This is a genomic window from Geodermatophilus sp. SYSU D00814 (genome assembly GCF_054050055.1).
The window spans coordinates 36,321-55,460 of sequence record NZ_JBJGYP010000004.1; the positions used below are offsets into that span (position 1 = coordinate 36,321).

Annotated in this window: 20 protein-coding genes; 12 read left to right on the forward strand and 8 right to left on the reverse strand. The window is 75.4% G+C overall.

The genetic code is table 11. The annotated features are described in order from the left end of the window. Positions 1-10: 10 nt before the first annotated feature. The 3 genes from ACI780_RS04045 to ACI780_RS04055 all read right to left on the reverse strand — a co-directional run bounded on the left by ACI780_RS04045 (position 11) and on the right by ACI780_RS04055 (position 2,138). On the reverse strand, positions 11-805 hold the full coding sequence (locus ACI780_RS04045; RefSeq protein ID WP_456871681.1) for an ABC transporter permease: 795 nt from the start codon (positions 803-805) through the stop codon (positions 11-13). Beyond that, entirely contained in the window at positions 802-1,596 is a 795-nt protein-coding gene (gene modA, locus ACI780_RS04050) for a molybdate ABC transporter substrate-binding protein (RefSeq protein WP_457000942.1), read from the reverse strand. Before modA ends, ACI780_RS04045 begins: the two co-directional genes overlap by 4 nt. A gap of 146 nt (positions 1,597-1,742) precedes the next feature. After that, complete coding sequence (locus ACI780_RS04055) at positions 1,743-2,138, reverse strand: TOBE domain-containing protein (RefSeq protein WP_456871679.1); 396 nt, start codon at positions 2,136-2,138, stop codon at positions 1,743-1,745. Positions 2,139-2,257: 119 nt separating this feature from the next. Between ACI780_RS04055 and ACI780_RS04060 the strand changes: the two genes are divergently transcribed. From ACI780_RS04060 to ACI780_RS04090, 7 genes are all read left to right on the forward strand, one after another. After that, the gene (locus tag ACI780_RS04060) at positions 2,258-3,466 is read left to right on the forward strand and encodes a DUF2786 domain-containing protein (protein ID WP_457000945.1); all 1,209 of its coding nucleotides are present in this window, start codon (positions 2,258-2,260) and stop codon (positions 3,464-3,466) included. A gap of 73 nt (positions 3,467-3,539) precedes the next feature. Next, positions 3,540-5,252, forward strand: coding sequence for a RecQ family ATP-dependent DNA helicase (locus ACI780_RS04065; RefSeq protein WP_457000947.1), 1,713 nt, complete (start codon positions 3,540-3,542; stop codon positions 5,250-5,252). Positions 5,253-5,323: 71 nt separating this feature from the next. Then, positions 5,324-5,524 (forward strand): hypothetical protein, encoded by a 201-nt coding sequence (locus tag ACI780_RS04070; RefSeq protein ID WP_456871676.1) that lies wholly within the window; start codon positions 5,324-5,326, stop codon positions 5,522-5,524. Positions 5,525-5,528: 4 nt separating this feature from the next. Further along, positions 5,529-6,920: an amidase gene (locus ACI780_RS04075; protein ID WP_457000949.1), complete on the forward strand. Its 1,392-nt coding sequence runs from the start codon at positions 5,529-5,531 to the stop codon at positions 6,918-6,920. 107 nt (positions 6,921-7,027) lie between these two features. Then, positions 7,028-8,686 (forward strand): carbamoyltransferase family protein, encoded by a 1,659-nt coding sequence (locus ACI780_RS04080; RefSeq protein WP_456871674.1) that lies wholly within the window; start codon positions 7,028-7,030, stop codon positions 8,684-8,686. A 208-nt stretch (positions 8,687-8,894) separates the two neighbouring features. Then, entirely contained in the window at positions 8,895-9,344 is a 450-nt protein-coding gene (locus ACI780_RS04085) for a DUF4383 domain-containing protein (RefSeq protein WP_457000952.1), read from the forward strand. 124 nt (positions 9,345-9,468) lie between these two features. Further along, complete coding sequence (locus ACI780_RS04090) at positions 9,469-10,680, forward strand: acyl-CoA dehydrogenase family protein (RefSeq protein WP_456871672.1); 1,212 nt, start codon at positions 9,469-9,471, stop codon at positions 10,678-10,680. 55 nt (positions 10,681-10,735) lie between these two features. On the opposite strand, the gene ACI780_RS04095 is transcribed toward ACI780_RS04090, so the two are convergent. Both ACI780_RS04095 and ACI780_RS04100 read right to left on the reverse strand, forming a co-directional pair. Further along, a complete protein-coding gene (locus ACI780_RS04095) occupies positions 10,736-10,936 on the reverse strand; it encodes a hypothetical protein (protein ID WP_456871671.1) in 201 nt (66 codons plus the stop codon). 96 nt (positions 10,937-11,032) lie between these two features. Continuing rightward, positions 11,033-11,248, reverse strand: coding sequence for a hypothetical protein (locus tag ACI780_RS04100; protein WP_456871670.1), 216 nt, complete (start codon positions 11,246-11,248; stop codon positions 11,033-11,035). A 116-nt stretch (positions 11,249-11,364) separates the two neighbouring features. Between ACI780_RS04100 and ACI780_RS04105 the strand changes: the two genes are divergently transcribed. From ACI780_RS04105 to ACI780_RS04115, 3 genes are read left to right on the forward strand one after another with little or no spacing between them, the layout of a single operon-like run. Next, entirely contained in the window at positions 11,365-11,661 is a 297-nt protein-coding gene (locus tag ACI780_RS04105; RefSeq protein WP_457000955.1) for an ArsR/SmtB family transcription factor, read from the forward strand. Next, the gene (locus ACI780_RS04110; protein ID WP_456871668.1) at positions 11,646-12,038 is read left to right on the forward strand and encodes a VOC family protein; all 393 of its coding nucleotides are present in this window, start codon (positions 11,646-11,648) and stop codon (positions 12,036-12,038) included. Before ACI780_RS04105 ends, ACI780_RS04110 begins: the two co-directional genes overlap by 16 nt. 36 nt (positions 12,039-12,074) lie before the next feature. Continuing rightward, positions 12,075-12,524, forward strand: coding sequence for a MarR family winged helix-turn-helix transcriptional regulator (locus tag ACI780_RS04115; protein ID WP_456871667.1), 450 nt, complete (start codon positions 12,075-12,077; stop codon positions 12,522-12,524). A gap of 9 nt (positions 12,525-12,533) precedes the next feature. Here ACI780_RS04115 and ACI780_RS04120 read toward each other — a convergent pair whose 3' ends face one another. Next, a complete protein-coding gene (locus ACI780_RS04120; protein WP_456871666.1) occupies positions 12,534-13,160 on the reverse strand; it encodes an FMN-dependent NADH-azoreductase in 627 nt (208 codons plus the stop codon). 105 nt (positions 13,161-13,265) lie between these two features. Beyond that, entirely contained in the window at positions 13,266-14,846 is a 1,581-nt protein-coding gene (locus tag ACI780_RS04125) for an LCP family protein (protein WP_456871665.1), read from the reverse strand. A 257-nt stretch (positions 14,847-15,103) separates the two neighbouring features. Here ACI780_RS04125 and ACI780_RS04130 point away from each other — a divergent pair, with 257 nt between their 5' ends. Next, positions 15,104-15,907 (forward strand): exodeoxyribonuclease III, encoded by an 804-nt coding sequence (locus tag ACI780_RS04130; RefSeq protein WP_457000958.1) that lies wholly within the window; start codon positions 15,104-15,106, stop codon positions 15,905-15,907. 255 nt (positions 15,908-16,162) lie between these two features. Beyond that, positions 16,163-16,729 carry a hypothetical protein gene (locus tag ACI780_RS04135; protein WP_457000960.1) on the forward strand — a complete coding sequence of 189 codons (567 nt, stop codon included), beginning with the start codon at positions 16,163-16,165 and terminating at the stop codon, positions 16,727-16,729. A 57-nt stretch (positions 16,730-16,786) separates the two neighbouring features. On the opposite strand, the gene ACI780_RS04140 is transcribed toward ACI780_RS04135, so the two are convergent. Then, entirely contained in the window at positions 16,787-19,036 is a 2,250-nt protein-coding gene (locus ACI780_RS04140; protein ID WP_457000962.1) for a putative bifunctional diguanylate cyclase/phosphodiesterase, read from the reverse strand. Positions 19,037-19,140: the final 104 nt, after the last annotated feature.

Sequence of the window (19,140 nt, forward strand, 5' to 3'; positions counted from 1 at the left end):
GCGGTCAGGGTCACGCGGCCGCGCCCCGGCCCAGCCAGCGGTCGCGCAGCAGCAGCAGGGTGGCCACCGAGACGACGAGCAGGACCAGCGAGAGCACGATCGCCGCCTGCGGGTCGCGCTGCAGGGCGAGGTAGACCGCGAGCGGCATCGTCTGCGTCGTCCCGGGGAAGTTGCCGGCGAAGGTGATCGTGGCGCCGAACTCCCCCAGCGCCCGCGCCCAGCACAGCACCGCCCCGGCGGCAACACCCGGGGCCACCAGCGGCAGCGTCACGCGGCGGAAGGTGGTCCACCGGTCCGCGCCGAGGGTGGCGGCGGCGTCCTCGTAGCGGGCGTCGGCGGCCCGCAGCGCGCCCTCGACGCTGATGACGAGGAACGGCATCGCCACGAACGTCTCGGCGATGACCACCGCCGTGGTGGTGAACGGGATGGTGATCCCGGTGGCCTCCGCCAGCCAGCGCCCGACGATCCCCTGGCGGCCCAGCACCAGGAACAGCGCGACACCGCCGACCACCGGGGGCAGCACCAGGGGCACGGTGACGAGCGCGCGCAGCACCGCCCGCCCGCGCGCCCGCGAGCGCGCGAGCACCCAGGCCAGCGGCACCCCGAGGACGACGGAGACCAGCGTGGCGAGCGTGGCCGAGACCAGTGACAGCCGCAGCGCCTGCCCGACGCCGGGGGCGGTGAGCAGCGTGCCCAGCTGCGACCACGGCGTGCGGACCAGCAGCCCGGCCAGCGGCAGGACGAGGAAGGCGACGGCGAGGGCGGCGGGGACCAGCAGCGGCGCCGGGGTGCGGTCCCGCCTCACGGGGAGCGGAAGCCGGCCGCCTCGAGCGCCTGCTGCCCCTCGTCGGACAGCACCAGGTCGACGAAGGCCTGCGCGGCGTCGGCGTTGGGCGCCTCCGCCAGGGTGACCAGCGGGTAGTCGTTGACCGCGTCCTCGGCCTCCGGGAAGGCGATGCCCTCGACGGCGTCGCCGGCGGCGGTGACGTCGGTGGCGTAGACCAGGGCGGCGTCGACCTCGCCGAGCTCGACCTTGGTCAGCGCCGCGCGCACGTCCTCCTCCTGGGTGTCGGGGCGCGGCGTGACCCCGGCGGCGGCGAACACGTCCTCGGCGGCCGCGCCGCAGGGCACCTCGGGCGCGCAGACGGCGAAGGCGAGCTCCTCGCGGCCGAAGTCGGCCAGGCCGGTGATCCCGGCCGGGTTCCCCGGGGGGACGGCGATCTCCAGGACGTTCGCGGTGAACACGGTCGGGTCGCCGTCGGCGAGGCCGGCGTCGGTGACCACCGCCATCTGCGTGGGGTTGGCCGAGGCGAAGACGTCGGCCGGGGCGCCCTGGGTCAGCTGGGTGGCCAGCGCGGAGCTGCCGGCGAAGTTGAACTGCACGGTCAGGTCGGGGTTCTCGCCCTCCAGCTGCTCCCCGAGGCCGGTGAAGACGTCGGTGAGCGAGGCGGCGGCGAAGACGGTGAGGGTGCCGGTGAGGCTCTGATCATCCGCGGCCGACGTCGTCGTGGCCGCGGCCCCGTCGTCCCCGCCGCCGCAGGCGGTGAGCGTCCCCAGGGCCGCCGCCACCAGCACCGCCGTGCCCCGCACGCGCATCGGGTCTCCTCCCCACCGGGCGGACCATGATCGATCCGCGCCTGCGGGACCCTAGCCGAGTCTGATCCGGATGTGCGGATGCGAGGACGCGCAGGTTCTCCGAGGAACCGGGCCGTCGGGTCCGGCCGGGAGCAGCTCAGGGGGTCTCACGGCACGTCCACGCTCACCTGGGTCGCCTTGACGGTGGCGACGGCGCGCACGCCGACGTCGAGGCCGAGCTCGTCGGCCGCCTCGCGGGACATCAGCGACACGAGGCGGAAGGGCCCCGCCTGGATCTCGACCTGAGCCATCACGGTGTCGCGGACGACGCGGGTGACGATGCCGGCCAGCCGGTTGCGGGCCGAGGAGCCGCGGGTCGTCCCGGGCTCGGGCGCGTCGTGCAGCTCGGTGGCCAGGCGGGCGAGGTCGGCGCCGTCGACGTGCGCCGGGCCGCTGCCCACCCGCGAGGCCGGCAGGCGGCCGCTGTCGATCCACCGGCGGACCGTGTCGTCGCTGACGCCGAGCAGCGTCGCGGCCTCGGCGATCCGGTAGCTCGCGCCCACGCCGGGCGACCCTAGTCGCCGGTACGACGGTCCCGGCGGCTCCGGGCTGCCTGGGGACGCGGCGCCGCCGTCCACAGGCGTCCGGCGTACCCGCCGTCGCGGCGGGAGAGCATCGGGCCGTGCTCGACGACGCCTGGCTCACCGACCTCCTCCGCTCCTCCGGCGGCCTGCTCACCGACGCCGGCGTGGCGTCGGAGCTGGCGGCCACCCTCGCCGCGCGCCACCCGGACGTCGACGGCACCGGGACCGCCACGCGCGCGCTGCTCGCCGCCCTGGACGACACGTGGGAGCGCGGGTGGCAGCCCGCCGACGTGGTGCACGCCGCCCGCGCGCAGGTGACGGCGGCCTCGGTGCCGCTGGTCCTGGCGCTCGTCGCCGAGCACGCGCGGCGCACCGACGCGGCGGCGCGCGCACCGCAGACCTGGCTCGACCAGCTGCGCGAGCTCGGGACGCCGTCCGCGGGCGACCCCGCGGTCGTGGGCGCCTGGGCGCGCCGCGAGAGCAGGTCGCCCGCGGACGCGTGGCGGATCGTGCTGCGGCTGGCCGGGCTGCTGCGGTCCACGGCGCTCCTCGACGTGCTCGTCCCGCCGCCCTCGCGGTGGGGACCGGCCGCCCGGCGGGAGACGGCGTCCGGCCCGGACGACGCGCGGGTGCTGCGCCGCATCCGCGCACTGCTGGCGAAGGCGGAGTCCACGGAGTACTCGGAGGAGGCCGAGGCGCTGACCGCGAAGGCGCAGGAGCTGATGACCCGGCACGCCGTCGACACCGTCCTCGTGGCGGACCGGCCCGCCGCCCGCTCCGACGTGACCACCCGCCGCGTGCACGTCGACGACCCGTACGTGCAGGCCAAGGTGCAGCTGCTCGGCGCGGTCGCCGACGCCAACGGGGTCCGGCTGGTCTGGTACCGGGACCTGGGCATCGCCACCCTGGTCGGGATCGCCGCCGACCTCGACGCGGTGGAGCTGCTGTTCACCTCGCTGCTGCTGCAGGTGGGTCAGGCGCTCACCGCGGCCGAGCGCGCGGCGGGCCGGCGGTCGGCGTCCCGGTCCTTCCGGCGGGCGTTCCTGCTCGGCTACGCCGGACGGATCGGCGAGCGGCTGACCGACGCCCGCGAGCGGGCCACGCGGGCGGCCGCGGAGGAGCAGGGCGTGGACCTGCGGCCGGTCCTGCGATCGAGGCAGGAGGCCGTCGACGACGCGTTCACCGAGATGTTCCCCCGCGTGCGCAGCAGCCGCGGCCGCTCGTCCGTCGACGGCGCCGGCTGGCAGGCCGGGCGGGCGGCCGCGGACTCCGCCGACGTCGGCTCGCGCCGCGCCCACCTGCGGTGAGGTGCCCCGGCGGGAGCGCGCCCGGCCACCTGCGCACCGTTTGCCGATCTCGGCGCCCGGGCAGCGGCACCCGGTGTCACGCACCCCTCGCGAGAACCCCGCCGGCGGCTCTGCCTCGGTCCGCACCCGCCGGCTGCGCGAGACGGCCCGCGACGTCCTCGGCTACGACGAGTTCCGCCCCGGCCAGGAGCGCGCCATGCAGGCCGTGCTGGCCGGCCGCGACACGCTCGCGGTGCTGCCCTCGGGCGCCGGCAAGAGCGCCGTCTACCAGGTGGCCGGGCAGCTGCTCGACGGCCCGGTGGTCATCGTCTCCCCGCTCATCGCCCTGCAGCGCGACCAGGTCGAGCGGCTCGCCGAGCTCGGCGAGGAGGCCGGCCGGGCCGCCCAGCTCAACTCCAGCCTGTCGGCCGGCGAGCAGCACGCGGCGCTGCAGGGGCTGGCGGAGGGAACGGTCCGCTACCTGTTCCTCGCCCCGGAGCAGCTCGCCAAGCCCGAGGTCGTGCACGCGGTCCGCGAGGCCTCCCCCGCGCTGTTCGTCGTCGACGAGGCGCACTGCGTCTCCGCCTGGGGGCACGACTTCCGGCCCGACTACCTGCGGCTGGGCCAGGTCGTCGAGCAGCTGGACCACCCCACGGTGCTCGCGCTGACCGCGACCGCCGCGCCGCCGGTGCGCGCCGAGATCGTCGAGCGCCTGGCGATGCGCGACCCCGAGGTCGTCGTCGCCGGCTTCGACCGCCCCGAGATCCGCCTCGAGGTCGACCACCACGCCGACGCGCACGCCAAGCGCACCGCCGTGCTCGACCGCGCCGCCGGGGAGGTCGAGGCCGGCCGCGGCCCGGGCATCGTCTACAGCGCCACCCGCAAGGGCACCACCGACCTCGCCGACGCCCTCGTCGAGCGCGGCCTGCGCGCCCGGCCGTACCACGCGGGCCTCAAGAAGAGCGAGCGCGAGGACACCCAGCGCGCGTGGATGGAGGACGAGCTCGACGTCGTGGTGGCCACCACCGCCTTCGGCATGGGCATCGACAAGCCCGGCACCCGGTTCGTCGTGCACGCCGAGCCGGCCGACTCGATCGACAGCTACTACCAGGAGATCGGCCGTGCGGGCCGCGACGGGCAGGCGGCGCTCGCCGTCCTCGTGTACCGGCAGGAGGACCTCGGGCTGCGGCGGTTCTTCGCCGCGGGCGCCCCCGCCGAGGAGGAGCTGCAGCAGGTGGCCGGCCTGGTCGCCGCCGCACCGGCGGCCGGCCTCGAGGACGGCGTCGACGTCAGGCAGCTGCGCGAGGAGACCGGCCGGGGCGCCACGCCGCTGGCCCGCGACCTCAACCTGCTCGAGCAGGTGTCGGCCGTCGTCCTCGACGACGAGGGCGCGGCCCACCCCGCCGACGGCGCCCCCTCCCCCGGCCAGGCCGCCGCCGCGGCCCGCGAGCTGGCCGAGCACCACGAGCGGGTGGACCAGAGCCGCGTGGAGATGATGCGCGGCTACGCCGAGACCACCGGGTGCCGCCGCCAGTACCTGCTCGGCTACTTCGGCGAGCAGCTCGAGGAGCCGTGCGGCAACTGCGACACCTGCTCGGCGGGCACCTCGCACGAGCAGCCCTCCGGCGCCGACGCCGACACCCCGTTCGCGCCCGAGACCCCGGTGGAGCACACCGAGTGGGGCCCCGGCGTGGTGATGCGGGTGGAGGACGACCGCGTCGTCGTGCTGTTCGAGGAGGTCGGCTACAAGACCCTCGCGCTCCGGGCGGTCGAGGCCCACGACCTGCTGCGGGTCCGCGGCGGTTGAGGAGGAGCCGCCGGCCCGGGACCCGGGCATGCTGTGGGCCACCACACACCCCGACCGGAGGAGGTGGCCCCGTGGCCTCGACACCACGGTCGCCGCTCGGCGACGAGGTCCTCGACCAGCTGCTCGCCCACGCCCGCCTGGACCTCACCGACGACCGGCGGGCCGCGGCCGGTCCGGCCGTGACGATGGTCCTGGGGCTCTACGACAGCCTCGACGACGTCGCGGTCGGGGAGACCCCGCCGGCCTCGGCGTTCGACGCGCGGTGGCGGTGAGGGAGTGCAGCCCCACGAGCTGAGCATCGCCGAGGCCGCCCGGCAGATCGAGCAGCGGAGGCTGTCCCCGGTCGAGCTCGTGCAGTCCGCGCTCGACCGCATCGAGCAGGTCGAGGACCGGCTGGGCGCCTTCGTCGTCGTGACCGCCGAGCAGGCGCTGGAGGCGGCCCGCCGGGCCGAGCGGGAGATCGCCGGCGGCGGGTACCGCGGGCCGCTGCACGGCATCCCCGTGGGCATCAAGGACCTCTACGACGCCGTGGGCCTGCCGACGACGTCGAGCTCCGCGGTCCGCGCCGACCACCAGCCGACGGAGGACTCCGCCTGCGTGGCCCGGCTCCGCGACGCCGGCGCGGTCGTGGTCGGCAAGACGCACACCCACGAGTTCGCCTACGGCGTGCTCACCCCGACGACCCGCAACCCCTGGGACACCGGGTGCGTGCCGGGTGGCTCCAGCGGCGGGTCCGGCGCCGCGGTGGCCGCCGGGGAGTGCCTGCTGGGGATGGGCACCGACACGGGCGGGTCGATCCGCATCCCGGCGTCGGTGTGCGGCACCGTCGGCCTCAAGCCCACCTTCGGCCGGGTCTCCCGCGCCGGCATCACGTCGCTGTGCTGGTCGCTGGACCACGCCGGGCCCCTCACGCGGACCGTGCGCGACGCCGCCCTGGCCCTGCAGGCCGTCGCCGGCTTCGACGCCCGCGACCCGGGGTCGGTCCAGGAGCCGGTGCCCGACTACACCCGCGACCTCGACGCCGGGGTCGGCGGCCTGACCCTCGGCGTGCCGACCACCTACTTCTTCGACGACGTCGACCCCGAGGTGGAGGCGGCCGTCCGGGAGGCGATCGCCGTCCTCGAGGCCCAGGGCGCGCGGCTGCGGGAGGTGGAGATCCCCTACGCCGGCCAGATGATGGCCGTCGAGTTCGGCATCGTCATCCCCGAGGCCAGCGCCTACCACCAGGAGATGCTCCGGGAGTCCGGCGAGCGGTACACCACCGACGTGCGGGTGCTCCTCGAGGCCGGGGAGACGGTGCTCGCCACGCAGTACATCAAGGCCCTGCGCGTGCGCACGCTGGTGCAGCAGGAGTTCCGCCGCACCTTCGAGGGCCTCGACGCGCTGGTCTGCCCCACCCTGCCGACCGCCGCGGCCCAGGTGGGCCAGGAGGGCTTCACCTTCCCCAGCGGCGCCCGGAAGTCGGTGATCGACGCCTGGGTCGGCCACTCGGCCCCCGGCAACGTGACCGGCCTGCCGGCGCTGTCGGTGCCCTGCGGGTTCACCTCCGCCGGGCTCCCGATCGGCCTGCAGGTCATCGGCCGGCCCTTCGACGAGCCCGGGGTGCTGCGCGTGGGCCAGGCGTACGAGTCGGCGACGGACTGGACCAGCCGGCGGCCGCCGCTCTGACCCGGCGATCCGCCACCCCGTCGGGTGCTCGCCCTGCGGGGCGGCCGCACCGCGGCGATGATCACCCGAGGACCCGGGCGCGGCGCCCGGGCGGGAGGAGTGCGCTCGTGAAGGTCCTCGGCATCAACGCCATCTACCACGACCCCGCCGCGGCGCTCGTCGTCGACGGGCGGGTCGTGGCCGCGGCCGAGGAGGAGCGCTTCAGCCGGCGCAAGCACGGCAAGCGCCCCCTGCCCTGGAGCGCCTGGGAGCTGCCCGAGCTGTCGGCCGCGTGGTGCCTGCGGGAGGCCGGCATCCGCCCGGAGGAGCTCGACGCCGTCGCCTACTCCTTCGACCCCGCGCTCATGGGCACCCCGGAGGACTCCGGCCTGTTCGACGACGGCGACACGATGCGCAAGAAGTACGCCGAGATGGCGCCGGACTTCCTCGCGCACGCGCTGCCCGGCCTCGACCCGGCGAAGGTCCGCTTCGTCAAGCACCACGTCGCGCACGCGGCCTCCGCGGGCAAGGCCGCTCCTCAGCGGGACAACGCCGTCCTGGTGCTCGACGGCCGCGGCGAGGCGCACAGCCACCTGGCCGGCCGCTACGTCGACGGGCAGCTGGAGGTCCTCGCCGGGCAGGCGCTGCCGCACTCCCTCGGGCTCATGTACGAGGAGCTCACCGACCACCTCGGCTTCCTGCGCAGCTCCGACGAGTTCAAGGTCATGGCGATGGCCTCCTACGGCAAGCCGCGCTTCCTCGGCGAGCTGTCCGAGCTGATCCGGCCCACCGGCGACGGCGGGTTCGTCACCGAGCGGATCGACTTCACCGAGTTCGCGCCCCGCCTCGGCAAGGGCGACGACTGGACCGAGGCGCACGCCGACCTCGCCGCCAGCGTGCAGACCCGGCTGGAGGAGGTGCTCGTCGACCTCGCCCGCTGGGTGTACGAGCAGACCGGCGAGAAGACGCTGACCATGGCCGGCGGCGTCGCGCTCAACTGCGTGGCCAACACCCGCATCCTGGCCGAGACCCCCTTCGAGGAGGTCTGGGTGCAGCCGGCCGCCGGCGACGCCGGCACCGCGCTGGGCAGCGCCCTGCACGTCGCGCACGAGCTGGGCGAGCGCACCGAGCCCATGCCCGGTGCGGCGCTGGGCCGCGGCTGGGACGACGACGAGATCGAGCGGTGGCTGCAGACCGCGGCCATCGACTACGAGCGGCCCGACGACGTCGCCGAGGCGGTCGCTGAGGTCCTCGCCGACAACGGCATCGTCGCCTGGTTCCAGGGCCGCAGCGAGTACGGCCCCCGCGCACTCGGGCACCGGTCGCTGCTGGCGCACCCCGGCTTCGAGGCGAACCTCGAGCGGATGAACGACGTCAAGGGCCGCGAGCAGTTCCGCCCGGTCGCGCCGATGGTGCTGCTGGAGCGGGCGCCGGAGATCTTCGGCCGCGGCCCGATCCCCTCGCCCTACATGCTCTTCGTGCACGACGTCGCCGAGGAGTGGCGCGACCGCATCCCCACGGTCACCCACGTCGACGGCACCGCGCGCATCCAGACCATCGACCCGCAGACCGAGCCGCTGGTGCACCGGATGATCGCGGCCTTCGAGCGGCGCACCGGGTTGCCGGTGGTGGTCAACACCAGCCTGAACACCGCCGGGCGGCCGATGGTCGACGACCCGCGCGACGCCCTGGAGTGCTTCGGCTCCGCGCCGGTCGACCTGCTCGCCATCGGGCCCTTCGTCGTCCGCCGGCCGCGTCCCACACCGCGTCCCACACCGCGTCCCTGACGGCCTCGCCCCTCCCCCGGCCGGGGGAGGGGCGAACCGCGACGGCCACTCCCTGCGAAGACCGGGTGCACGGGATCCGATCGGTGACGATCCGGTAACGACCCTCCCCTGATGGGGGGGTGGTCGTTGCCGGCCCGTTCCCGCCGGGTACCGCCGGACCAGCGCCCGCCAGGACGGCGAGCGCGACGCACGCGAGGAGACGGACACCATGGCTACCACTGGCAACACCGGCGCGCGGCAGGGGATGACCTGGCCCCAGACGCTCGCACTCGTCTTCGGGGTGGTCTACCTCCTGGTCGGCATCGTCGGTTTCTTCATCACCGGCTTCGACGGCTTCGCCAGCAACCGCACCGACGGCAACGAGGACATGCTCCTCGTCTTCATGATCAACCCGCTGCACAACGTCGTGCACATCGTGATCGGCGTGGCCGGGATCGCCCTGTCGCGCACGCTGGCCGGCGCCCGCACGTACGGCTGGCTGCTCGCGATCGGCTACGGCGCGGCCTTCGTCTACGGCCTGGTCGCGATCGGCCAGGACTGGGACTTCCTCAACATCAACGCGGCGGACAACGTGTTGCACGTCGCCACGGCCGTCATCGGCCTGGTGATGGCTCTGGGCCCGGTCAACGACCGCACCGCCCGCCCCGCCCGCGCGTAACCGAGGGCCGTTCCGGTACCGCTCCCGGAGCCGGGTCCCCGCCACCTCGGCGGGGGCCCGGCTCCTGCCGTTCCCTGCGCCCCCCGGTGCGACGCCGGTCACGCAGCGGTCTACCTTCCGGGACATGGACTTCGCCCTCTCCGCCCGAGCCGAGGACGTCTGCGGCCGGATGTGGGACTTCATGCGTGAGCAGGTCTTCCCCGCCGAGACCGTCTACGAGGAGTGGCGGGCCGCCCGCGGCCACGACGACCACGCCCACCCGCCGGTCCTCGAGGACCTCAAGAAGGAGGCCCGCGCCCGGGGCCTGTGGAACCTCTTCCACCACGAGCTCGGGGGGCTGACCAACCTCGAGTACGCCTCGGTCGCCGAGATCATGGGCTGGTCGCCGGTGATCGCGCCCGAGGTGACCAACTGCGGCGCCCCGGACACCGGCAACATGGAGACGCTGATGATGTTCGGGACGCCCGAGCAGAAGCAGCGCTGGCTCGAGCCGCTGCTCGAGGGCGAGATCCGGTCGGCCTTCGCCATGACCGAGCCCGACGTCGCCTCCTCCGACGCCCGCAACATCCAGACCTCGATCGTGCGCGACGGCGACGAGTACGTGATCAACGGCCGCAAGTGGTGGACCAGCGGGGCCGCCGACGAGCGCTGCCAGATCTTCATCGTCATGGGCAAGACCGACCCCGAGGGCGCTCCGCACCGGCAGCAGTCGATGATCCTCGTGCCGCGGGACACCCCCGGACTGGAGATCCTGCGCCACCTGCCGGTGTTCGGGTACCAGGACCAGCACGGGCACTCCGAGCTGCGGCTGACCGACGTCCGCGTCCCGGCGTCGAACCTGCTGGCCGGCGAGGGCGACGGCTTCATGATCGCCCAGGCCCGGCTCGGTCCCGGTCGCATCCACCACTGCATGCGCGCGATCGGCATGGCCGAGCGGGCGCTGACGCTCATGGTCGACCGCGCGCAGAAGCGGGTCGCCTTCGGCCGCCCGCTGGCCGAGCAGGGCACGGTCCGGGAGACCATCGCCCGCTCGCGGATGGAGATCGACCAGGCCCGGCTGCTCGTGCTGCGCACCGCCGACCTGATCGACAAGTACGGGGCGAAGGGCGCCCGCACCGAGATCGCCGCCATCAAGGTGATCGCGCCCAACGTCGCCTGCGACGTCATCGACCGGTCCATCCAGGTGCACGGCGGCGCCGGCGTCAGCGGCGACACCCCGCTGGCCCGCTTCTACGCCGCGGCCCGCACGCTGCGCATCGCCGACGGGCCCGACGCGGTGCACCTGCGGTCGGTGGCCAAGGAGGAGCTCGCCCGCGAGCGCCCCTACGTGGGCTGAGCACGACGACGACGGGGCCGGCACCGCGTGGTGCCGGCCCCGTCGCGTGCCCGGGTCAGGGCGTGAGGCTCGAGCCGAACCCCCCGCCGGCGAGCTTGGCCATCAGCTGCGTGCGATCGAGTCCCACGCCGGCCAGCGCGTCGCCGTCCCGGTCGGTGTCGATGTGGTCGGGCAGCTGCGCCTCGACCTTGTCGGCCGTGTCGTTGTCGCCCTCGGTGCGCAGCACCCGCACCAGCTCCTGCTTGTCCAGCTTCACGCGCTTCCTCCGTCCTGGGGACCGCCGATCCTCCCGGAGTGTGGTGCGCCTCACCCCGGGGCGGCAACCGGACGGCGGTCTCAGCGGATCCGGCCCTCAGCGGGGACGGGAGCGCCCGAACAGGAACGCGCTCACGGCGAGCAGGAGGACGCCCACGGACAGCTGGGCCGCCCCGACGCCGCCGCGCTGACCGACGAACCACGTCGACGCGGACACGAGCAGCACGACGCCGACGCCGAGGACGAGCAGCGCCACCAGCCGCCGGCGCCGCGACCGCCCGTCGTCGTCCCGTGGTGCCGGACCGCCTGCCATCTCGCCTCCGCTCCCGGCCCGGCGCCCCGCCGCGGCCTGCCGTCGAGCCAACCAGACGCCCGCAGCCGGCGCGCCGGGACTCGACAGGCAAGCACCAGCTTGCGTATCGTCCCGACGTGGGCGACGTGTTCCGGGCCCTCGCCGACCCGACCCGGCGCGCTCTGCTCGACGAGCTGCAGGAGCGGGACGGCCAGACGTTGTTCGAGCTGTGCACCCGGCTGGTCCAGCGCCACGGGGTGGGTTCGTCACGCCAGGCCGTCTCCCAGCACCTGGAGGTCCTCGAGCAGGCGGGCCTGGTGCGGACCCGTCGGGAGGGGCGCTACAAGTTCCACCACCTGGACACCTCGCCCCTGCGCGCCATCGTCGAGCGGTGGCGGCTGGACACGGAGGAGGGCCCGTGCGGATCACCCTGACCAGCGTGCTGGTCGACGACCAGGACGAGGCGCTGCGCTTCTACACCGAGGTGCTCGGCTTCGTGAAGAAGACCGAGATCCCGATGGGCGAGCACCGCTGGCTGACCGTCGTCTCGCCCGAGGCGCCCGACGGCGTCGAGCTGGTGCTCGAGCCCGACGGCCACCCGGCGGCGCGGCCGTGGAAGGAGGCGCTCGTGGCCGACGGCATCCCCTACACGTCCTTCACCGTGGCCGACGTGCACGCCGAGACCGCCCGGCTCAAGGCCCTCGGCGTGCGGTTCACCCAGGAGCCCCTGGAGATGGGGCCGGTGACCACCGCCGTCTTCGACGACACCTGCGGCAACCTGCTGCAGATCGCGAGCGCCCCGGCCGGCTGAGCCGGCGCCGGGCCGGACATGGCCTAGGGTCCTCCCGTGCCGGAGCCGGGGGACCGCGTGCTCCCGTGGGCGCTGCTGCTGCGGGTCCACGCCGCCGTCCTCCCCCGGCTGGAGCGGGCGCTGGCCGCCCACCAGCTGCCGCTGGCCTGGTACGACGTGCTGCTCGAGCTCAACGCGGCCCCCGGCCGGCGGCTGCGGATGAGCGAGCTGGGCAGCCGGGTGGTGCTCAGCCGGGAGCGGGTCAGCCGGGTCGTCGACGAGCTGCAGCGGGCGGGCCTGGTCCACCGGGAGCCCAACCCGGAGGACCGCCGCTCGCTGTTCGCCGTCCTCACCGACGAGGGCCGGGAGCGGCTGCGCGCCGCCGCCCCGGCCTACCTCGCCGGCATCGAGGAGCACTTCACCGCCCACCTCGACGACGAGGAGGTCGCCGTCCTGACCCGCGCCCTGGGCCGGGTGCTCGCGGCCGAGGAGCCGCCCCGCACCTGACCCGCGGGCTCAGAACGCCTTGCCGGCGTCGCGGGCCTGGGCGTGGGCGAGCGCCCGCCGGACGTCGACGTCGTCGGCGACGAGGTCGGGGCGCAGGTGGATCTCGGTGACGTCCTCGATCCCTGCCCAGCGCAGCCAGTCGGCGAAGAAGGTGCTCTGGAAGTCCGACCCGAAGGCCGGTCCACGCTCGGGCCCGTAGACGGCGCTGGTGTAGACGACGGCGGCCCGCTTGCCGGTCAGCAGGCCGCGGTAGCCGGTCACCGGGTCGAAGCCGAAGAGCATGCCGGGCTGGCTGACGACGTCGATGAACTGCTTGAGGACGTAGGGCACGCCGGCGTTCCACATGGGGACGCTGAACAGGTAGCGGTCGGCGGAGTCGAACCACCGGAAGGTCGCCTCGACCGCCTGCCAGGCCGCCGCCCCCTCCCCCGTCGGCTCCCGGCCGGCGAAGACGGCCATCTTGGCCTCGACGGCCGCGGGCCCGAAGGCGGGCAGCGTGCCGTCCCAGAGGTCGAGGGTCTCGACCGGGACGTCGGGGTGCGTCTCGGCGAAGGCGTCGAGGAAGGTCGCGGCGAGGGCGCGGGACTCGGAGGCGGCGCCGCGGGGCGAGGCGGAGACGTGCAGGAGGGTGGACATCGGGGTCCTCTCGGTCAGGTGCGTGCGTGCGCACACAGCATAACCAGATGCGTGCGCACGCACAAGAGTTCTCTCACAGTAGTAGCTGCAGGCCCTCCGGCGGCGTCAGCCCTCGCGGGTCGGCGGCTCGCCCTCGGCGAGCGCGGCCTGCGCCTGCGCGGGGTCGTAGGCGCAGGCGTCGGCGACGTCGGAGGCCGGCGGCGCACCCTCCTGCGGCTGCGGCGGCGACCCGTCGGGCACGTCCCCCGCGGCGTTCGTCCCCGGCGCGGGGGCGGGCGCGGGTGCCGGGGTGTCGGTCAGCGTCTCCTGGACGATCTGCCGCATCCGGTCGTAGTCGGGGTAGGCCGGGTCGATCAGGCTGGTGTCGAAGACGACGCTGCGCACCTCGGCGTCCTTGACGAGGAAGGCGAGGTCGACGAAGTCGTCGAGGGCCGCGCGCGGGATGTCGGTGCTGACGATGTCCTGCGTGGTGGCCGCGAGCTCCTGGTACTGCTCGAGCAGGGTGATCGGGTCGGCCGCCTCGATGATCGCGTCGATCGTGCAGCGCTGCCGGGCCATGCGGTCGTAGTCGCTCAGGCCGAAGCGGCCGCGCGCGAAGTGCAGCGCCGTCGCGCCGTCCATGTGCTGGTCCGGGCCGGGGGCGATGTAGCCGTCGGGGAGGATGCCCAGCGTCGGCTCGCCGTTGATGGGCACGTAGTAGTTGACGTCGACCGTGATGCCGCCCAGGGCGTCGACCAGCCGGCTGAACCCGTCGAGGTTGACCAGCACGAAGTAGTCGATGGGCAGGCCGAGGGCCTCCCCGACGCCGAGCTTGAGCCAGTCGGCCCCCGGGTCGTCGGTCGGCCCGAGGACGTCGGGGTGGTCGGTGGGGCCGTTGCGGTACACCGCGTTGAGCAGGCTCTCGCTCTCGCTGCCGGACTCGAAGCCGTCGGGGTAGAGGGCGGCCAGCGGGCTGTCGGCCGGGAAGGGCAGGTCCTCCAGGTTGCGCGGGAGGCTGAACAGCGTCGTCTCGCCGGTCGCGGTCTCGATGCTGGCCACGATGACGGTGTCGGTGCGCACGCCCTCGCGCCCCTCACCGCCGTCGCCGCCGAGCAGCAGGACGTTCACCCGCTCCTTGTCCCCGAAGGGGTCGGGGGTGTCGATGACGGTGGCCGACCGGCGGTCGCTGGCGAAGACGCCGTCGAGCAGACCGCGCTGGGCCACGGCCACCGTGCCGACCCGGTAGGCCGGGTAGGCCACGGCCGCCACCAGCGCGGCGACCAGCACCGCGCCCACCAGGAGCCGGGGGCGGCTGCTGCGGCGGGGCAGCAGCGCCCGGTAGCCGGTCACGATCACCACGATCCAGGCCAGGGCGAGCACGGCGATGCCGCCGACCAGCCAGGCCAGCTGGTTGGTGTCGACGGCCAGGCGCACCGCGGTGCGCCGGCCTCCCGTGGCCAGCCACACACCGCCGGCCACGAGCAGCGCGGCGACCAGGAGCACGAGGGCACCGATCCGGCGCCGTCCCGTGGCGAGGAAGGCGGTACCGGGGACGAGGGCGTTGAGCGCGGTCAGGCCGAGGACGGAGGCCAGCGACCGCGAGCCCGCGCGTTCGTGCCGGCGGCTGCTCCCCCGGCTGCCGGGCGGCACGGGAGGCAGCGCCGGCTTGTCGCCGATGGGGCGGGTGAGGTCGGAGTCGTCGGTCACAGGCGCACCCGGGACGGGCCGGGCCCGCTCCCGTCGGCTCCACTCGTCCGGGCCACGGTCATCCGCCCATGATCCCACTCGCGACACGTCCGCACGGGCCTCTCGTACCCGGTGGGGGCCGGAGCCACCCGACGCGGGGTGAGCTGCGTCTCCCCCGCAGCCGGGCCGGTCCGGAGCGTCGTCGCAGGTGTGCGGTGGGTGAGCAGCGACCCGGGCGCGGGAGCCGGGAGGACCGCCCGCTCCTAGGCTCGGGGGTCGTGCGCCTCGCCACGTGGAACGTGAACTCCATCCGCTCGCGGGTCGACCGGGTGGTCGCCTGGCTGCAGCGCCGCGACGTCGACGTCCTGGCGCTGCAGGAGACCAAGTGCCGCGACGACCAGTTCCCCGAGGAGCGCTTCCGCGAGCTCGGCTACGAGGTCGCCCACGTCGGGTACTCGCAGTGGAACGGCGTGGCCGTCGTCTCCCGGGTCGGGCTGGCCGACGTCGAGGTCGGCTTCCCCGGCATGCCGACGTGGGCGGCCAAGGAGGGTGCCGAGCCCGCCGCGGAGGCGCGCGCCCTGGGCGCCACCTGCGGCGGGGTGCGGGTGTGGAGCCTGTACGTCCCCAACGGCCGGCAGCTGGGCGACCCGCACTACGACTACAAGCTGGCGTGGCTCGCCGCGCTGCGCACCGCCGCCGGCGGCTGGCTGGCCGCCGACCCCGCCGCGCAGGTGGCCCTGGTCGGCGACTGGAACATCGCCCCGCAGGACGACGACGTGTGGGACACGAGCGTCTTCGCGCACTCCACGCACGTGTCCGAGCCGGAGCGGGCCGCGTTCCGCGCCGTGGTCGACGCCGGGTACGCCGACGTCGTCCGGCCCCTGGCGCCGGGCCCCGGGGTCTACACGTACTGGGACTACACCCAGCTGCGCTTCCCCCGCCGCGAGGGCATGCGGATCGACTTCACGCTGGCCTCCCCGACGCTGGCCGGCCGGGTGACCGGCGCGCTGATCGACCGCGAGGAGCGCAAGGGCAAGGGCGCCAGCGACCACGCCCCCGTGGTGGTCGAGCTGGCCGGCTGAGGGGCGTCACGCCGGGCCGGTCGCCAGGGCTCGCCGGATCGCGTCGGCGATCTCGGACAGCGCGGGCTCGGCGTCGGTCTGCGGGTGCAACGGCATGCCGGCGGCCCTACCCACCCGCGGACGGGGACGCCCCGTCGTCGTCGAGCCGGCCGCCCGGTCCACAGGGACGTCACTCTCCGCTGCCAGTGCGTTGACAGGCTGTCCCCGCACGGTGGGGCGACGGTCGGAGACGCCGACCCGGGACGAGGAGCACACGTGCGCAAGAAGCTGGTCATCGCCGCCACCACCGGTGCGCTGACCCTCACCGGCCTGGCCGTGGCCGTGCCGGCCATGGCCGACACCGGCGACACAGGGGACGCGTCGTCGTCCCGGGTGGAGCGCATCCGGGACGCGCTGGCCGACCTCGTCGAGGACGGCTCGCTCACCTCGGAGCAGGCCGACGAGGTGGCCACCACGCTGGGCGAGGCGGACCCGGGGCCCGGCGGAGGGCACGCCGGGAGGGGCCCGGACCTGGCGACGGCCGCCGAGGCCCTCGGCACGAGCGAGGACGACCTCCGCACCGCGCTGGAGGCCGACGGCGCGACGCTCGCGCAGGTCGCCGAGGACCGGGGCGTGGCCCTCGACACGCTGGTGCAGGCGCTGGTCGTCGCCGAGCAGGAGCGGATCGCGCAGGCCGTCACCGACGGGCGCCTGACCCAGGAGGAGGCCGACGAGCGGCTGGCCGACCTGGAGCAGCGGGTCAGCGACCGGGTGGAGAGCACGGTCCCCGACCGCGGCCCCGGCCGGGACGGCACCGCACCGGAGCGGCCCGCCGGCGACTGAGCGGCCCGGGACGTCCGCGGCGGCGTCGTCCTCCCGGGACGGCGCCGCCGCGGCCGGCTACGCCACCGGCACCGGCGCGCGGGCGGCCAGCCAGGCGGTGAGGTCGGCCGCCGTCATGGGCCGCCCGTGCAGGTAGCCCTGGACGCTGGTCGCCCCCACGGCGCCGGCGAAGTGCTCCTGCTCCGCGGTCTCCACGCCCTCGGCCACGGTCTCCAGGCCCAGCCGGTGGGCCATCTCCACGATCGCGTAGACGACGGCCTCGTCCGCGACCGAGGTGGCGGCGCCGGTGACGAACGACTTGTCGATCTTGACGACGTCGACGGGCAGCTCGCGCAGCGCGGTCAGCGCCGCGTACCCGGTGCCGAAGTCGTCGATGGCGATCCCGACGCCGAGGCCGTCGAGCTCCTGCAGCGCGGCGCGCACCGCGGGGGTGTCCAGGGCGGAGGACTCGGTGACCTCGATGACCAGCCGGTCGGCGGCCAGCCCCTGCTCGACGAGGTTGCGGGTGACGTCGGCGACCACGCCCGGCGCGGACAGCTGGGCGGCCGAGGCGTTGACGTGCACGGCGACGGGCCGCCCGGCGTCGTACCAGGAGGCGACGTCGGCGCACGCCCGGGCGAGCACCTGCGCGCCCACCGGGACGATCAGCCCGCGGGCCTCGGCGACGCCGAGGAAGGTGGCCGGCGAGAGCAGGCCCCGCTCGGGGTGCCGCCAGCGGACCAGCGCCTCCACCGCGGTGCAGCGGCCGTCGGCGGTGGCCACGATCGGCTGGTACAGCACCTCGAGCTGCCCCTCGGCGAGGGCGACGCGCAGCTCCGCGGCGAGCGCGGCGTCGTCGTCGGCGGCCAGCAGGTCGGGGGTGAACCGGTGCACCCGGCCCTTGCCGTGGCGCTTGGCGGCGTACAGCGCCAGGTCGGCGTGCTGCACCACCAGCTCGGCGGTCAGGCCCGGGCGGGCGCACGCGATCCCGACGCTGGCGCCGACCTGCGCCGGCCGCCCGTCGAGCTCCACCGGCAGGCCGGAGAGCTCGACCAGGCGCTCGGCGACGTCGACGGCGGTCTGCTCGCTCGCCCGCGGCAGCAGCACGGCGAACTCGTCGCCGCCCAGCCGCGCGAACAGGTCGCCGTCGCGGAGGGACGCCGACAGCCGCCCGGCGATCGCCCGCAGCAGCCGGTCGCCGGTGCCGTGCCCGCGGTTGTCGTTGACGGTCTTGAAGTCGTCGAGGTCGACGAACAGCATCCACGCGGGCTCGCCGTCGGGGTGCAGGCCGGCGACGGTCTCGGCCAGCGCGGCGGTGAACGCCGTGCGGTTGGGCAGGCCGGTCAGCGGGTCGGTGGAGGCCTGCACGACCAGCTCCTGCTGGCGGGTGACGCTGCTGATGGCCAGGGCCATCTTGTCCCGCAGCCGGGCGGCGGCGGCGACCACGTCGTCGGGGAGCCCGCCGGGCGCCCCCAGGTAGAAGCGACCCGGCAGGCCGCGGTGCGGGAAGGCCCACCACCGGGCCGGGGTGCCGGCCACCGCGTCGAGCACGGCGGGGTCCTCGACCGGGGACCCGCTCAGCACCGCGGTGCCCGGGACGGCGAGGACGTCCGGCACGGCGGCGAACTCCCCGACCGAGCCGACGACGCGGTCGTCGGTGCCGACGGCGACCGCCCGGCCACCGGGCACGACGCGGCAGAGGTCCCCGAGCGCCCGCCACCCGGCGTCGACGACGCGGTCGAGGTCGTCGGCCGCCAGCAGGTCGGCGGCCAGCTCGGCCAGCAGGGTGCCGCACCGGTGGGCCCGGTCGCGCTCGACGACGCCCACCGCCAGGTGCCGCGCCACGACGGTGGTCAGGACCACGCCGGGCAGCGCGGCGGCGAGCATCGCGGCCGGCAGCGCGCCGGTGTGCCAGGGCACGGAGTCCCACAGCAGCACCGCGACGGCCAGGGCCGCCGACAGGCCGATCCCGTAGCAGGCGACGTGCAGCGTGGTGCCGAACAGGGCCCGGAACCACACCAGCGCCATGAGCACGCCGACACCGGTGACCGGGTTCGAGCAGGCGAGCAGGAAGCCCGCCGCGACCAGGCACTCCAGCCAGCACAGCCGGGTGACCTCGTCCCCGTGGCGGTAGCGGTGGACCCAGGCCAGGACCATCACGCCCGCCGAGGCGAGCAGCAGGCCGGCGGCCGGGGCGGACGAGCCGGGCAGCGAGGTGGCGACCGCGACGGCCAGCGACGTCAGCGCCAGCAGCAGGAACAGCGCCCTGGTCCGGCGGACGAGGCTCGGTCCACCCCGGCCCAGCGCGTCGTGCAGCAGAGCGGTCACGGGAGCCTCCAGGGATCGTCGGCCCGCGCAGGTGCCGCGTGCCGTCCCGACCGGTGTCGGCTCGTGCTCCGGGGCGGCTGGAGGCCCGGGCGGACCGCTCTCAC

Coding starts and splice junctions, on each gene's coding strand:
- ACI780_RS04085 (WP_457000952.1), top strand. CDS start 8,895: ATGGCTACCACTGGCAACACCGGCGCGCGGCAGGGGATGACCTGGCCC.
- ACI780_RS04100 (WP_456871670.1), bottom strand. CDS start 11,248: ATGGCAGGCGGTCCGGCACCACGGGACGACGACGGGCGGTCGCGGCGC.
- modA (WP_457000942.1), bottom strand. CDS start 1,596: ATGCGCGTGCGGGGCACGGCGGTGCTGGTGGCGGCGGCCCTGGGGACG.
- ACI780_RS04120 (WP_456871666.1), bottom strand. CDS start 13,160: ATGTCCACCCTCCTGCACGTCTCCGCCTCGCCCCGCGGCGCCGCCTCC.
- ACI780_RS04090 (WP_456871672.1), top strand. CDS start 9,469: ATGGACTTCGCCCTCTCCGCCCGAGCCGAGGACGTCTGCGGCCGGATG.